General features: G+C 43.1%; 16 protein-coding genes. 14 read left to right on the top strand and 2 right to left on the bottom strand.

The genetic code is table 11. The features are described from left to right. Positions 1-603: 603 nt before the first annotated feature. From OIT90_RS02460 to rbsB, 9 genes are all read left to right on the top strand, one after another. Complete coding sequence (locus OIT90_RS02460; protein ID WP_144491560.1) at positions 604-2,085, top strand: spore germination protein; 1,482 nt, start codon at positions 604-606, stop codon at positions 2,083-2,085. After that, the gene (locus OIT90_RS02455; protein WP_126682398.1) at positions 2,075-3,172 is read left to right on the top strand and encodes a GerAB/ArcD/ProY family transporter; all 1,098 of its coding nucleotides are present in this window, start codon (positions 2,075-2,077) and stop codon (positions 3,170-3,172) included. Before OIT90_RS02460 ends, OIT90_RS02455 begins: the two co-directional genes overlap by 11 nt. Then, complete coding sequence (locus tag OIT90_RS02450) at positions 3,162-4,304, top strand: Ger(x)C family spore germination protein (RefSeq protein ID WP_126682399.1); 1,143 nt, start codon at positions 3,162-3,164, stop codon at positions 4,302-4,304. Before OIT90_RS02455 ends, OIT90_RS02450 begins: the two co-directional genes overlap by 11 nt. A 117-nt stretch (positions 4,305-4,421) precedes the next feature. Continuing rightward, complete coding sequence (locus tag OIT90_RS02445; RefSeq protein WP_039181973.1) at positions 4,422-5,408, top strand: LacI family DNA-binding transcriptional regulator; 987 nt, start codon at positions 4,422-4,424, stop codon at positions 5,406-5,408. Beyond that, entirely contained in the window at positions 5,405-6,283 is an 879-nt protein-coding gene (rbsK, locus tag OIT90_RS02440; protein WP_474892217.1) for a ribokinase, read from the top strand. Before OIT90_RS02445 ends, rbsK begins: the two co-directional genes overlap by 4 nt. After that, positions 6,280-6,672, top strand: a complete 393-nt coding sequence (gene rbsD / locus OIT90_RS02435; RefSeq protein ID WP_039181978.1) for a D-ribose pyranase — start codon at positions 6,280-6,282, stop codon at positions 6,670-6,672. Before rbsK ends, rbsD begins: the two co-directional genes overlap by 4 nt. Before the next feature lie 15 nt (positions 6,673-6,687). After that, positions 6,688-8,169 carry a sugar ABC transporter ATP-binding protein gene (locus OIT90_RS02430; RefSeq protein ID WP_268501984.1) on the top strand — a complete coding sequence of 494 codons (1,482 nt, stop codon included), beginning with the start codon at positions 6,688-6,690 and terminating at the stop codon, positions 8,167-8,169. Position 8,170: 1 nt separating this feature from the next. Beyond that, positions 8,171-9,124, top strand: a complete 954-nt coding sequence (rbsC, locus tag OIT90_RS02425) for a ribose ABC transporter permease RbsC (RefSeq protein WP_260774941.1) — start codon at positions 8,171-8,173, stop codon at positions 9,122-9,124. Between the two features lie 13 nt (positions 9,125-9,137). Then, the gene (gene rbsB / locus OIT90_RS02420; RefSeq protein ID WP_041087924.1) at positions 9,138-10,055 is read left to right on the top strand and encodes a ribose ABC transporter substrate-binding protein RbsB; all 918 of its coding nucleotides are present in this window, start codon (positions 9,138-9,140) and stop codon (positions 10,053-10,055) included. Between the two features lie 35 nt (positions 10,056-10,090). Here rbsB and OIT90_RS02415 read toward each other — a convergent pair whose 3' ends face one another. Both OIT90_RS02415 and alsR read right to left on the bottom strand, forming a co-directional pair. Further along, complete coding sequence (locus OIT90_RS02415) at positions 10,091-10,693, bottom strand: flavin reductase family protein (protein WP_376765052.1); 603 nt, start codon at positions 10,691-10,693, stop codon at positions 10,091-10,093. 74 nt (positions 10,694-10,767) lie between these two features. Further along, a complete protein-coding gene (gene alsR / locus OIT90_RS02410; RefSeq protein ID WP_039181993.1) occupies positions 10,768-11,655 on the bottom strand; it encodes an acetoin biosynthesis transcriptional regulator AlsR in 888 nt (295 codons plus the stop codon). A gap of 150 nt (positions 11,656-11,805) precedes the next feature. On the opposite strand from alsR, the gene alsS reads away from it, so the two are divergent. From alsS to OIT90_RS02385, 5 genes are all read left to right on the top strand, one after another. Continuing rightward, positions 11,806-13,506, top strand: coding sequence for an acetolactate synthase AlsS (alsS, locus tag OIT90_RS02405; RefSeq protein WP_151284876.1), 1,701 nt, complete (start codon positions 11,806-11,808; stop codon positions 13,504-13,506). A gap of 35 nt (positions 13,507-13,541) precedes the next feature. Then, positions 13,542-14,312, top strand: a complete 771-nt coding sequence (gene budA, locus OIT90_RS02400; protein ID WP_058838581.1) for an acetolactate decarboxylase — start codon at positions 13,542-13,544, stop codon at positions 14,310-14,312. 152 nt (positions 14,313-14,464) lie between these two features. Beyond that, positions 14,465-14,941, top strand: a complete 477-nt coding sequence (locus OIT90_RS02395; RefSeq protein ID WP_039183339.1) for an Lrp/AsnC family transcriptional regulator — start codon at positions 14,465-14,467, stop codon at positions 14,939-14,941. Positions 14,942-14,957: 16 nt separating this feature from the next. After that, positions 14,958-15,539 carry a chromate transporter gene (locus OIT90_RS02390; protein WP_082672242.1) on the top strand — a complete coding sequence of 194 codons (582 nt, stop codon included), beginning with the start codon at positions 14,958-14,960 and terminating at the stop codon, positions 15,537-15,539. Next, positions 15,536-16,075: a chromate transporter gene (locus OIT90_RS02385; protein WP_442852918.1), complete on the top strand. Its 540-nt coding sequence runs from the start codon at positions 15,536-15,538 to the stop codon at positions 16,073-16,075. The genes OIT90_RS02390 and OIT90_RS02385 overlap by 4 nt, the downstream gene beginning before the upstream one ends. The last annotated feature ends 2 nt before the right edge of the window (positions 16,076-16,077 follow it).

Below are 16,077 nucleotides of genomic sequence, written 5' to 3'. Positions count from 1 at the left end.
TTTGCCTACCTATCCTTTAAATGAAAAGGCCAAAAGACGGACAAAAATCAGTCTGAATTTCTGCTGAATTCAAGAGAAAGCGTTAACATCAATGATCCGAAAATCTTTTGTCCTTTTCTCCCTAAATTTTTCGACAATTATTAAGATGTATTTTGAATCAATGTTTTAAAGACCGTTATTCTCTATAACATCAGTCATATCAGCGCTTTAAATGAATAGTGCGTGTTTTGGAATGTTTTATATTTTTGAACGAACAGGTTAGAAAGTCATTCTCCTTGGTCAGATTGCTGTGTGTTGACCTATGACAAAGGTCACCTCTAAAAAAATCAAGTCATCTGCTTATTTTTAGGTCACGAAAAATTGGGATAAGATGTAAAACTTTGATCATTTCGGTGTACCTTCTCTTTACGAGATTCGCACCTTATGACCTAAACAATGAAACATTATTCATTTGTTTTTATCAAGATTCATCATTTCTTAACATTTTTAATATGAATTTAGTTGAAAGTTGTCAGCTCATGTCATGCTTTCCCCAATGATGACGAATAAAATTCGCTTCTTCGCTTACACTATGGTTAAAAAATCTGTGAGAGGAGGCTAAAGATGCCAAACACCAATGAGCAAACACGCCTGCATTTTTTATCAGGAAGCTTTGAGGAAAAAATCCGGATCCTGAAAAAAACATTTCAGCAAAGCGGCGATTTTGAATACCGAGAATTAATGGTGAATGAAACGAAATCTGCGCTGTTTTTTATTAAAACAAGAATAGATGAAGGAAAACTAAATGATTTCATCATCGGTAACTTGTTAGGCCCTCCTGGAAAGCAGGATTACACAAAATCTCTTAGCACACTTGAAACAGGCGACTTGACGCTGATCACAGACAGTATTATTGCAGGAAGTATTGCCTTTCTGGATGAAAACTCCTCACAAATTAAGCTATTTGCTGTTGGACAGCCTCCGCTGCGCTCTATTTCTGAACCTTCTTCGGAAAGTATTATCGCAGGCGCACATGATGGATTTGTTGAAAGTCTTGATACCAATATCTACTTACTGCGTTCCCATTTAAATGATCGAAAGCTCGCCATTCAATATCATAAGATCGGTACAAAATCGGAAACAAAGCTTGCGACGGTTTATATATCTGATATTGCCAATCAAGAAAAGGTCGAAGAGGTCAACAGACGGATTTCTTCTATTAAAGTAGACACACTGTTAAGTCCTGGCTCTATCGTTGAGGCAATTGAGGATGATTCATTTTCTATTTTTCCGCAGCTGATTGATACAGAACGTCCAGATAAGGTGAGATCTGCCATTCTTGAAGGTCGAATTGTAGTGCTGATGGATGGGAGTCCTATGGCCATCATTCTTCCCGTGACCTTTTTTAGTTTCTTTCAGTCACCAGATGATTATAACAGCCGCTGGATTCCTGCTACGTTTATTCGTATTCTTCGGTATCTTGCCTTCTTCATCGCTGTTGTCTTGCCATCTTTTTATATTGCTGTTATTGCGTTTCATTATGAGGTTGTCCCAGATGAACTAGCTATTACGATGAAGAACTCTATTATTGGCATTCCCTTTCCTCCATTGATAGAGGCCATGCTGATGGAGATCACGATTGAACTTATACGTGAGGCTGGGGTGCGTCTGCCTAAACCAATCGGGCAAACGATTGGAATCGTAGGGGGTTTGGTCATTGGGGATGCGGTTGTACAAGCAGGGCTCATCTCGAATGTCCTAGTGATTGTGGTCGCTGTGACCGCTGTTGCTTCGTTTGTACTTCCGTCATTTGAAATGACAGCCACCATCAGGATGCTTCGTTTCCCGCTCATGCTTATGGCATCAATGTTTGGGTTTATCGGCATCTCATTCGGACTCACTCTCATTCTCATGAATTTATGCCGCCTTGAATCACTAGGGGTGCCATATTTATCACCTGTTGCTCCATTTAACTGGCAGGATTTAAAAGATACGGTGATTCGACTCCCAATGTGGATGTACAAGAACCGCCCTGTTTATTTAAATCCGCAAAAGAAAAAACAAGTTGAACAACTGAGAGGGTGGACAAAGAAAAATGAAAAATAAACTCTCTCCACCTCAAGCTGTCTGTTTTATCGTCCAATCTCAAATTGGTGTCGGTATTTTAGCACTCCCCCATTTGCTGATGAAAGACATGGGGCACGATGGCTGGATGGCGATTATTTTAGCGTGTTTTTTCATCCAAATCATCAATACGATTTTTCTTTATATCATCTACAAGTATCCTGAGACATCGTTCTTCCATGCGCTGATTGAAGTCTTTGGAAAATGGATTGGACGTACCTTGGTCGTGCTCTATGCGCTCTATTTTGCCTCCGTTTGTATTGTTGTACTATCTATATTCACTAGGATTCTTGGCATCTGGGTGCTCCCGCTCACACCAAACTGGGTCATAAATCTATTACTGGTCATATGCATCATCTATATCGCAAAAGAGAAAATTACAGCCGTTGTCAGGTTTAATTTTATTTTGACACCCTTAATACTCTTCCTCTCTCTTTTGATGTTCTATGCATTAAAAGGCACCAATATTGACTACCTCTTGCCTTTTTTCAAAACAGATCTTTCTCAAATTCCGCTTGGATTAAAGGATGTGGTACTGTCACTGAATGGATTTGAGATGATTCTGATGATCTCTCCGATGATGAAGGGAACCATTAAGGAACGATATAAAGTGATGACCATTTCAAATATATGCACGACGCTTTACTACCTATTTATTACATTAATTTGTTTTATGTTTTTCAGTCCGGCTGAGCTAGATTTGATTCCAAATCCTGTTGTGTATTTATTAAAAACCATTACTTTCGGAGTCATCGAAAGGACTGATTTAATTTTTCTTAGTATCTGGGGTTTCGTCATTTTAGCCACACTCAGCAATTATCTGTACTTTTGTGCAAATGGTGTGGCCAGTATTTTGAAGAAAAAAAATCACAAGAAATATGTCTACTATTTTGCCATTTTGATTTATGCTGTCAGCTGTTTTCTTTCTACTGATAACTTTAGAATTCAACGCTTTAATGACTTTACCACCGTTGCACAATATTCATTTATTTACACCCTTCCGATCATGATGGCCGTTATTATCTTGATCAAACATCGCAAAAAGAAGGTGAAATCACATGCATCATAAGTACATGTTGACACTGCTTATGTGCGTTTCCCTCATTTTCATGCCTGGCTGCTGGGATCAAAACCTATTAAAAGACATCTCTCTCGTTTTAACTTCAGCTGTTGATCAAGGAGAGGATGACAATGCAAGATATTCGATTACCTATCGAAAGGTACAGCAGTCTCAAAGTATGCAGCAAGGGAATTCTGGCAGTTATTTAACCACTGTTCTCACAACCGAGGCGCCTACTTTAAGAAAAGCAAGAAGCAACTTTAGCCGTAGTGTAGACCAAAAAATTGATATGTCGAAAATGCGTGTGCTGCTGATCGGTGATGAATTTGCCCAAAACCGGCTGCTCCCTTACTTAGATATGTTTTATCGTGATCCGAAAAGCCCTTTACTCGCAAATTTGGCGGTGGTGCAAGGCGGGAGCTGTGTGGACTTGATCAATTCTCTACTCAAGGAAAAACTGATTGTGAGCGACTATTTAAATAACCTGATCACTTCTGCATCACGCTCCTCACAAGTTTCACCTAAGAACATTCAAAACATCAGGTCCAAAATGCTGCAAACCGGTGAGGATTTTACACTGCCGTTACTCTACTACGATAAGTCAAAAAAGTTAACGAGTGTGAAGGGGGTTGCCTTATTTGATAATGAAAAAAAGAAAGGTGAACTCTATGCCCAGGATGCCATTCTGCTCACCATTATGGATGGAAAAATGGGCAGTTATGCGAACTTCACGAAAAAAGTAAGTAGTGATATGAAATTAAAAGAGAACAATTACATCACCGTTCAAGTAACCGATTCAAAAAGAGACATTAAAATCGTCAATCCTGATCACCGAAACTTAACCTTTTCTCTTGAGTTTGAATTCACCACCTCTGTTCTTGAATACCCGAAAGACAATTTAGATACAGATAAAAAAATTGAAATGTTAAATAAAAGGCTATCAGCTATTTTCACAAAAGAAGCCGAAAAAGTGATTGCAGCCCTGCAAGAAGCAAATTCTGACGTTCTCAGCCTTGGCAGAAAATACCGGGTAAGACACTATGATGAATATATGAAAATGAACTGGGTCACCGATTATCCGAAGGTGAAAATCATTCCAAAAGTGAAAGTGAACATTACACAAACAGGTATTATTAGTTAAGAAAAGGAAGAAATCATCTTTCTTTTCTTTTTTTATTTTTTTTAGATTGTCATTTTGATGCTTTCGTGATAATCTATGTGTGTAAACGGTTACACACTCATGAAGGGAGGCTCTCCATTGGCTACCATTAAAGATGTTGCAAAAGCTGCACAAGTGTCTGTTGCCACTGTTTCACGCGTGCTCAATGATACTGGATACGTCCATTCAGATACGAAAACCCGCGTGACACAAGCGATGCAGGAGTTGAACTACTTTCCCAATGAAGTGGCTAGATCCCTTTTCAAAAGAGAATCACGCTTAATCGGCTTAATCTTGCCTGATATCACAAACCCCTTCTTTCCTCAGCTGGCTAGAGGTGTTGAGGATGAGATTCATGCGCACGGTTTTCGGTTATTATTCGGGAACAGTGATGAGGATCGAGAGAAGGAAATGGCCTACTTACAAACCTTTAAACAAAATCAAGTGGTCGGTGTCATCGCAGTCACAAATGAACCTGAATCAGATATATACAACGATGATGATTTACCTGTTGTGTTTTTAGATCGAACCGTTCCACATGCACCTTCTGTTTTTGCAGATGCTGCAGCTGGCGGGAAAATGGCCGCAATGGAATTAATTAGACGCGGCAGCCGGCAGATCACACTGCTAAAAGGACCTGCCCATCTACAAACAGCTCGGCAGCGCTTCAAGGGCGCACTCGATGTTCTCACGGATACAGGTGTCGACTTTCATGTGATGTCTAATGCTTCCTTTTCCTTTCAAGAAGCCCGAAAAAGCGCCAAAGCCCTCTTCCAGCTGTACCCTGAAACAGATGGGATCATTGCCAGCAATGACATCGTCGCAACAGCGGTCATCCATGAAGCGCTTCGTATCGGAAAAGCCATTCCAGGAGACGTTCAAATCATTGGATTTGATGATATTCCGCAAAGCGAGCTGCTTTTCCCTTCCTTATCGACCATTAGGCAGCCCGCCTATGAGATGGGGAAAGAAGCGGCACAGCTGTTAATCAAAGCGATTCAGAAACAACCGATAGATCAGCCAGTTATTCAAATGCCCGTCTCTTTTATTGAACGAGAGACCACAAGAAAGGTGGATTCACAATGAGTCATATTGTTGTAGTAGGAAGCTGTTCAATGGATTTAGTCGTCACATCAGATAAACGGCCAAATGCCGGTGAAACGGTTTTAGGCGAATCGTTTAAAACGGTCCCAGGCGGAAAAGGTGCCAATCAAGCTGTCGCAAGTGCCAGACTCGGTGCAGATGTATATATGGTCGGCCGAGTTGGTGATGACGCTTACGGTCAGGAAATTCTCAGTAATTTACAAGCACAAGGTGTCCGTACCTCATATATGAAACCGGTTACCGAAATGGAGAGCGGCACAGCTCATATCATTTTAGCAGAAGGTGATAACAGCATTGTCGTGGTCAAAGGGGCAAATAATGAGGTCACTCCTGACTATGTAAATGATGCTCTTTCTACAATTGATGATATCGGGATGGTTCTTATCCAGCAGGAAATACCTGAAGAAACGGTCGAAGCGGTCTGTGCCATTTGCAGTGAAAAAGAAATCCCTGTGATTTTAAACCCTGCACCAGCCCGCAAAGTATCGCAGCAGGTTTTAAATCAGGCTGCTTACATTACACCGAATGAACACGAAGCTGTTCTTATGTTCGATGGTCTGCCAATTGAAGATGCCTTGCGTCAATACCCTAACAAATTACTAGTCACAGAAGGGAAAAATGGGGTTCGATATTTTGATGGATCGAAAGAAGTATTAGTTCCAGGTGTACCTGTAGAAGCAGTCGATACAACAGGAGCTGGCGATACCTTTAACGGAGCCTTGGCTGTCGCCTTAACAGAAGGCAAATCCCTCTATGATGCACTTGCCTTTGCCAATCTTGCAGCATCAATATCTGTCACAAAGTTTGGCGCACAAGGCGGCATGCCAACAAGAGAAGAATTGGAGAAAAAGAAATGAAAAAAAACGGCATCCTAAACAGCCATATTGCCAAGGTGCTTGCTGACCTTGGCCATACAGATACAATCGTTATCGCAGACTGCGGCCTCCCTATTCCAGAAGGTCCAGTCAAAATTGACCTGGCATTATCGATCGGCACACCGTCCTTTCAGGAGGTCACCTCCCTCCTTCTTCAAGAAATGGCTGTTGAAAACATGACTGTGGCTAGTGAAATCAAAGAGGCCAATGAACGAGATCATTTATTTCTTAAGAAAGCGTTCTCAAAACCATTACATGAAGTAGACCACGAGACGTTCAAAGACATGACCAAACAGGCAAAAGCAGTCATTCGAACGGGTGAAGCTACCCCATACGCAAACTGCATTCTTCATGCCGGTGTCATCTTTTAAAAGGAGGAGCCAGATATGAACATAGAGATGCATAACATCCATAAGGCTTTTGGGAAAAACACCGTTCTCTCCGGGGTCTCCTTTGACCTCGTCACAGGCGAAGTCCACGCACTCATGGGTGAAAATGGTGCGGGAAAATCAACTTTAATGAACCTGCTTACAGGTCTTTATTCTTTAGATCAAGGAACGATACAAATCGACGGAAAAGAAACCGCTTTCAAAAATCCGAAGGAAGCGGAACAGCACGGCATCGCCTTCATTCATCAGGAGCTCAACATATGGCCGGATATGACCGTCTTGGAGAACCTATTCATCGGAAAAGAAATCTATACGAAGCTCGGACTGCTAGACACAAAGAAAATGAAGGTCCTCGCCCAAACGCAACTGGACCGGTTGTCTGTGAATCTCTCGCTTGATCAAGAGGCAGGCAGCTGTTCTGTTGGACAAAAACAAATGATTGAGATTGCAAAGGCATTAATGACCGATGCGAAAGTCATCATCATGGATGAGCCGACAGCAGCTCTAACGGAACGTGAAATTGAAAAGCTCTTCCAGGTCATTGAATCTCTCAAAAAAGAAGGCGTTTCTATCGTCTATATTTCTCACCGTATGGAGGAAATCTTCGCAATCTGTGACCGGATTACGATCATGCGTGATGGGAAAACGGTCGATACGAAAGCCATACCTGAAACGAATTTCCATGAAGTCGTCAAAAAAATGGTCGGTCGTGAATTGACAGATCGATATCCCGAGCGTACGCCTTCTACAGGAGATATTGTCCTTGAGGTGAAAAAAGCAACGAAAAAAGGACAATTTCAAGATATCAGTTTCTCAGTTAAAGCTGGAGAAATCGTCGGTGTTGCAGGCTTAATGGGGGCTGGCCGGACCGAAATGATGCGATCACTCTTTGGCCTTGATCCTCTTGACCAAGGAGAAATCTGGGTTCACGGAAAAAAGGCTGTTATTAAAAAACCAAGTGATGCTGTCAAGCTCGGTATCGGCTTTATCACAGAGGATCGCAAGGATGAAGGGCTCATGCTTGATGCATCCATCCGAGAAAACATCGGTCTGCCAAACTTAAAAAGCTTCTCTCCAAAGGGACTGATTGATAAGAAAAATGAACAGGATTTTGTCGACCTGCTCATCAAACGACTGACGATTAAAACGGCTTCCTCTGATATTTCTGCCCGTAGCCTGTCTGGTGGAAATCAGCAAAAAGTCGTCATCGCCAAATGGATCGGCATACAGCCAAAGGTCTTGATTTTAGATGAACCGACACGAGGTGTTGACGTCGGAGCGAAACGAGAAATCTATCAGTTAATGAATGAACTGACCGATCGAGGCGTTGCCATTTTAATGGTCTCCTCTGAACTCCCAGAGATACTCGGGATGAGCGATCGAGTACTCGTCATTCATGAAGGAACCATCAGCGGAGAATTAGACAAAACAGAAGCAACACAAGAACGAATTATGACACTAGCTACAGGAGGGAAGTAACATGAAACCACTTACTTCAAATGGACGATTTGACCACATCATGCAAAAGCTTGGGCCATTCTTAGGACTCATCATCCTTGTCGCCATTGTTTCTATTTTAAACCCGGCCTTTTTAGAGCCTTTAAACATCTTAAACTTACTGAGACAAATCTCCATTAATGCCCTCATTGCCTTTGGGATGACGTTTGTTATTTTAACTGGAGGCATTGATTTATCAGTCGGAGCCATACTTGCACTGTCCAGTGCCCTGACTGCCGGCTTTATCGTTTCTGGCCTGGACCCGATTTTAGCCATTATCGTCGGCTGTATCATCGGTGCAGTTCTTGGGATGATTAACGGTCTTTTAATCACAAAAGGAAAAATGGCTCCTTTTATCGCAACACTTGCGACGATGACGATTTTCAGAGGTTTGACACTCGTTTATACAGATGGAAACCCGATTACTGGGCTTGGCTCTAACTATGCATTCCAATTATTTGGCAGAGGATATTTCTTAGGTATTCCTGTTCCAGCAATCACGATGCTTCTCACCTTTATCGTCCTTTGGGTACTGCTTCATAAAACGCCTTTCGGCAGAAGAACATATGCGATCGGTGGGAATGAAAAAGCGGCTCTCATCTCAGGCATCAAAGTACCGCGCGTGAAAATTATGATCTATTCATTAGCAGGCTTCATGTCTGCCTTAGCAGGTGCGATCTTAACATCTCGTCTGAATTCTGCACAGCCAACAGCTGGTACGTCCTATGAGCTTGACGCCATTGCTGCCGTCGTACTTGGCGGGACAAGCCTGTCCGGCGGAAGAGGACGAATTGTCGGCACACTCATCGGGGTACTCATTATCGGTGTCCTGAACAATGGTATGAACTTACTTGGTGTTTCATCATTCTATCAATCTGTTGTGAAAGGGATTGTCATCTTGATTGCAGTCCTGCTAGACAGAAAGAAATCTGCTTAAGGAGGCAGCTGCTATGAAAAAATATCTTATTCTCATCCTGACTCTCTCATTGTTCATGCTTTCTGCCTGCTCACTTGAACCACCTGAGTGGGCCAAGTCATCAAAGGATGGCAAGAAAAAAGACATCAAAATCGGGCTGTCAATCTCGACATTAAATAACCCATTCTTCGTTTCTTTGAAAAACGGTGTGACAAAAGAAGCGAAAAAGCTAGGCATTGACGTCGTGATTGCAGATGCACAAAATGATTCAGCTAAACAAACAAGTGATGTAGAAGATTTAATTCAGCAAGGTGTCGACGCATTGCTCATCAACCCAGCGGATTCATCTGCTATATCAACCGCTGTCGAATCAGCGAACGCTTCTGATATACCTGTCATCACATTAGACCGCTCAGCCGAAAGTGGAAAGGTAGAAGCACTTGTCGCCTCAGATAACGTCAAAGGCGGCGAAATGGCAGCTAACTTTATCATCGACAAGCTCGGCAAAGGAGCAAAAGTCGCTGAATTAGAAGGCGTACCAGGCGCTTCCGCTACACGTGAGCGAGGAAAAGGATTCCATCAAATAGCAGATAAAGACTTAAAAGTGACAGCGAAACAAGCTGCTGACTTCGACCGGACAAAAGGACTGAATGTCATGGAAAACCTCCTTCAAGGAAACCCTGACATCAAAGCCGTTTTTGCCCACAATGATGAAATGGCACTTGGCGCGCTAGAGGCAATTCAAAGCTCCGGAAAAGACATTCTCGTCGTTGGTTTTGACGGGAACGAAGATGCACTCAGCTCAATCAAAGCAGGAAAACTCTCTGCAACAGTTGCGCAGCAGCCAGAGCTGATCGGTCAACTGGCAGTCGGTGCTGCAAACGACGTATTAAAAGGGAAAAAAGTACAAAAGAACATCGCAGCTCCACTGAAATTAGAACAGAAGAAATAAACAGAACCCCCGAGCATCACTCGGGGGTTTTTTGATTACTGTGGTCTTTTCAGCACAAATGACGTGCCTAAATGGGCATAATCATTACCTGCTAGGCGCGCGACTGGTTTCAGTTCATTAGTAGAAACATAGCCTTTTTCTACATCATAAACACCCTCATCTAAATGTGCACATACAACCCGGCCAATGATATGATCGACCGTGATCTCCCCTTCATCATTTTGAAAGGTGAGATGCTTTTCCAGCTGACATTCAAAACGAATGCGCGCTTCCTTGATTCCCGGCACTGAAATGACATGACTCTCTACTTGATGAAGACCGGTTCGTTCCAGCTCACTCTCTTCAACCGGCAATGTAGCAGCTGTTTCATTAATATCTTCTATCATGTCTTCATCACTCACATGAACGACAAACTCTTCCCTATCGATGATATGCTGCGCAGTATCTTTCATCTGACCTTCACGTCGTCCGATAGAAACGGCAATGAGCGGCGGGTGTCCGCTGATGACATTAAAGAAACTAAATGGTGCGGCATTGACGACATTTTCTTTAGATAGACTTGTAATAAACGCTATCGGTCTTGGAACGATAGAACCAGATAATAATTTATATGCCTCTTTTCGTGACAGCTGATCCATTTGCAATGTAATCAATTCAGGTACGCCTCCTTTTAATGTAACGACATCATACCATAACCCGTTCCCTATACCTCTTATTCTAGCTCGGTGCGATGCAGGATATGGTGGACAAGATGAAATAAAGCGGGATTATGATTTTCCCGTCTATAGGAAATCGTCCATTCCGCCAGAAGCTGTTCACCCTCAATGGCTCGATAAACAACATCCAGATTAAATAGACGCCGGGCTGATTTCGGAATCACCGCAATACCGATCCCTGCTGTGACAAGGCCAATGATCATTTGATATTCCGCCGCTTCCTGCACGATATTTGGAGAAAATCCGTACTTTTCACATAGCAGGACAAAGTGCTGATAAAGGGACGGCCACGATTCCTGTGATAAAGAAATAATCGGTTCATGACGGATATCTTCAATCGTGACAGTCTCTTGTTGAGCCAATCGATGATTTTTTGGAATCGCAAAAATACATTCACTTTGCTTCATCAAACGACTGACTAGTTCTTCATGCGGCGCTGTAGGATGTAAGAAACCGATATCAATCTCACCATTTAACAATGCCTCTAGCTGCTGCGGAACAGAAAGCTGCTGCAGCTCGATACTGACAGAGGGATACAGCTCCCTGAATTCACGTACAACGGGCGGCAGAATATCATACGTCGCCGTTCCAACAAAACCTATGATGATTTTCCCCAGCTCTCCTCTTGCTGTGTGACGGGCATGATCAACCGCTTTATCAAGCTGTTGCAACACTCCCCGAATCTCATGTAAAAAGACCTTTCCAGCAGCTGTTAGCTCCACCACCCGTTTCGACCGGTGAAATAAAGGAAAACCCAATTCTTCCTCAAACTGCTTAATTTGCTGACTAAGTGGAGGCTGTGTCATATTCAACCGTGCGGCTGCTCTGCCGAAATGCAGCTCCTCCGCTACTGTGACAAAATACTGCAAATGTCTCAGTTCCATCCTTTCACTCCTCACACACTTATTCGTGAAACATATCAAAACTACGTTAAACATATATTGGAAATTTTATTTTATGAAATGTATAGTAAATCATATCATGAAAATATATTTTCATAAAAAATTTTACTTGCCGAAAGGAGTGCGGGGTAAATGAAATCTCAAGCACAACCCCTAACAAGACGAGGAGCAGAGTTGATTGTCGATACGCTGATCGCTCAAGGTGTGACCCATGTTTTTGCCATTCCAGGTGCAAAAATTGACGCTGTATTTGATGTATTAAAAGACAGAGGTCCAGAACTTGTCCTATGCAGACACGAACAAAATGCAGCCTTTATGGCAGCTGCTGTCGGACGTTTAACTGGCAAACCAGGTGTTTGTCTCGTCACATCAGGTCCTGGTGCATCTAATTTAGCAACAGGTCTATTAACAGCCAATACAGAAGGTGATCCCGTTGTCGCAATCGCTGGAAACGTCGTTCGTGCAGATCGTCTGAAACGAACACATCAATCACTCGACAATGCGGCATTATTCAAACCAGTCACCAAATATAGTGTTGAAGTACAAGACGTTCATAATATACCAGAAGCATTAACAAATGCTTTTCGCGCGGCACAAAAAGGGCAGGCTGGAGCAGCATTTATCAGCTTTCCACAAGATGTCGTGACAGAACACACCACACAAACAGCAGTGTCTGCTCACCCTTCTCCAGAATTAGGTCCTGCACCGGATGCTCTCATCAGTTCGGCTATCGCCAAAATTCAAAATGCACACTTACCTATTGCGATTGTGGGAATGAAAGCCAGTCGTCCAGCTGCTGCAAATGCCACAAGAGCATTATTAAAAACACTTGGTATCCCATTTGTTGAAACGTATCAAGGAGCCGGCGTTCTCTCAAGAGAGCTCGAGCCTCAATATGTAGGCAGAATCGGCTTATTCCGTAATCAGCCGGGTGACCTTCTCATTGAACAAGCAGATGTCCTTTTGACCATTGGCTTTGATCCAATCGAGTATGATCCGAAGCATTGGAATCTTCAGCCGCAGCAGCGCCAGATCATCCATGTTGATGACATGCAGGCAGATATTGACCATTTTTATGAGCCAGCGCTTGAACTTGTAGGCAATATTTCTGAAACCGTCAAACATCTAGCGCATGACAGTGTTCCTCTTTCTCTATGCAAAGAGAACATAGAATTAGTCACCGAATTACAGGAGCTATTAAGCGACATTGAAAAGGCACCAGAAAGAGAAAGTCATCGATCTCACCCGCTGGATGTCATTCATACATTGAGACGCCTGATTCCTGATGACACAAAGGTCACATGTGATATCGGATCTCACGCGATTTGGATGTCCCGTCACTTCCGCGTCTATGAACCGAACTCATTCTTGGTGAGTAACGGCATGCAAACATTAGGCGTCGCATTACCATGGGCAATTGCGGCTTCTATATTGAATCCAGATGAAAAGATTATTTCGGTTTCGGGTGATGGCGGTTTTCTCTTCTCCGCAATGGAGTTAGAAACAGCTGTCCGCAAAAAGACAAACCTCGTTCACCTTGTTTGGAACGACAGCACATATGACATGGTTGCGTTCCAGCAGGAAATGAAATATGACCGTACATCCTGCGTTGAATTCGGACAGATCGATTTAGTGAAATATGCGGAAAGCTTTGGAGCGACTGGATTACGGGTCAACTCACCTGAGGAGCTTTCAACCGTCCTTCAAAAGGGTATAAACATAGAAGGACCCGTGATCATTGATATTCCGATTGACTATCAAGATAACCCTGACCTCGCCAGTCAAAAATGGCCAGAAGTCTATCGAAAAAAACACACAGCGAACGTCAGATAAGACTTCGATACATTACATTAAAGGAGTGAGCGGATATGGGTATGATGCACCCAATGAATCAACAGAATGACACAAGACAGCATGACAAACAGCAGGAGGTCTATCAAGTATCAACGATGACCTCCTTGCTTGAAGCCGTATATGATGGAGATTTCTCCCTCGCACATATTCCTGAACACGGTGATTTCGGCATCGGTACATTTAATCAATTAGATGGGGAGCTGATCGGCTTTGACGGTGCATTCTACCGGCTGCGCTCGGATGGAACAGCGACACCAGTCACCGATCAAGATTATTCACCATTCTGCTCTCTAGCTTTCTTTGAAACAGATATCGTTCATCGAATTGATGCACCAATGACGTCCAAAGAACTGGAAGAAGAAATTGACCGCATCTTACCAAGTAAAAATATCTTTTATGCGGTCCGCATTGATGGATCATTCAAAAAGGTTCAAACACGTACGGTTGAAAAACAGGAAAAACCTTACGTTCCGATGGTAGAAGCAGTCAAGTCTCAGCCTATTTTCGACTTCGAGGATATTCAAGGTACGATCGCAGGCTTCCGTACACCGCAGTACGCACACGGCATTGCGGTAAGTGGATATCACCTTCATTTTATTGATGAAGATCGAAGTGTTGGCGGACACGTATTTGATTACACCGTTGATCAAGTCACCATCCGCATATCTCAAAAACGTCATATGAATTTACACCTGCCGAATACGCAGGAATTCTTTCAAGCCGACATTGATCGAGCTGACCTTGCACAGCAAATTGCCAGTGCAGAAAGCAACCCGGATCAATAAATGAAGACACCCCGATGAGCTCGGGGTGTTTTTTAATGCATAAAGATGTTTTTTCACTCGTAACGTTTTCGTTTCGATAATAAATGAGAAATCAATCATTCTATACGTAATGAAATATGATAGAATATCAACAGAAGAAAGGTGGTTATATGGTGTCAAAAGACTATAGCATTCCGAACCTAACATTAGACGAAAGAGATAAACAAATTTTATCCCTATTACACGAGGACGGGCGCATGTCTTATACAGATCTCGGCAAACAGGTCGGTCTGTCACGTGTTGCCGTGCAAGCCCGCATTCAGCAGCTCATTGAAGCAGGAGTCATTGAACGTTTCACCGCTGTGATTAACCCCGCGAAGGTCGGCATTCATGTCTCTGTCTTCTTTAATGTAGAGGTAGAGCCAAAATTTTTAGAAGCGGTTGCCCTTCAGCTTGAACAAGAAACAGCTGTCACGAGTCTTTATCATATGACAGGACCAAGCAAGCTGCATATGCATGGCATTTTTCAAGATGAACAGGAAATGGAGACATTTCTGACAAAAAAACTATACCCGCTAGAAGGCGTTGTCAGTGTGGACTGCCAAATGCTCATTAAACGATACAAAAGCCGTATGGGCATGAAATTGTAGACAGGAGTTGAACCACTTGCAATCATATATCGAACTCATTATCGCTATGGTGCGAACCGGGATTCTCGGTTTTGGCGGAGGCCCTTCAGTGATACCGCTTATTCGCCATGAAGCGGTGGTGAAATATCAATGGGTCAACGATGACGAATTCGGAGAAACACTCGCCATCGCCAATGCATTACCAGGCCCGATCGCAACCAAAATGTCAGCATACCTCGGCTATCGATTAAAAGGCGTATCTGGCGCAATTGTCGCAACAGCTGCACATATTTTACCGACATGTCTCGCTATGGTAGCCCTTGTCACACTTGTCAGCGTCTTAAGTTCCTCACAAATCATTCAAAATATGATTGGTGCTGTGACCCCTGTCATTGCCGTTCTGTTAGGCATCATGGCATATGAGTTTGGACAAAAAACGCTGAAAGGCTTCGGCATGATCTTCGGGATCACTCTATTCCTTCTTGCCTTTGTCGGACTGCAAGTGCTCTCCATTCATCCAGGAATCATTGTGATGATCTTTTTATTTTATGGCGCTTTTCATTTTAAGCTGAAAAATCGCTGGCATCGGTCAAATAAAGAGAAAGGAGTGTCTTCATGATACTGATTCTCTTTTTATTCTGGGCATTCTTTTTATCTAATCTATTAGGATATGGCGGAGGCCCTGCATCCATCCCGCTCAATTATGAAGAAATCGTCAATCATTTTCATTGGATGACGAACGAAGGATTTTCCAATATGCTGGCTTTAGCCAATGCACTGCCGGGGCCAATCGCTACGAAGATTGCAGCATATGTCGGCTATGACGTCATGGGCTGGCCAGGTTTTATCGTGGCATTGCTTGCAACTGTCCTGCCTTCCGCTTCCGGACTCATTTTATTGCTCAAGCTCATTGACCGTTTTCGCCAATCTCCCGTCGTCAAAGGCATGACCTTATCCGTACAGCCTGTCATTGCGATGATGATGCTTTTACTAACATGGGAAATCGGCGGAGATGCAGTGAAAGCCATCGGCTGGACACAATCTCTCGCCATTGCCGCGATCTCCTTTTTCTTGATGACCAAATTCAAGCTGCACCCTGCCTTTCTTATTGTGGCTGCATTTTTATATGGTGGATTCATTCTGCCGCATTCATAAAA

This window comes from Bacillus sp. ABR, from assembly GCF_056172715.1.
The sequence above is the reverse complement of the archived record's forward strand: the minus strand, read 5'-3'. Positions and strand labels throughout refer to the sequence as shown.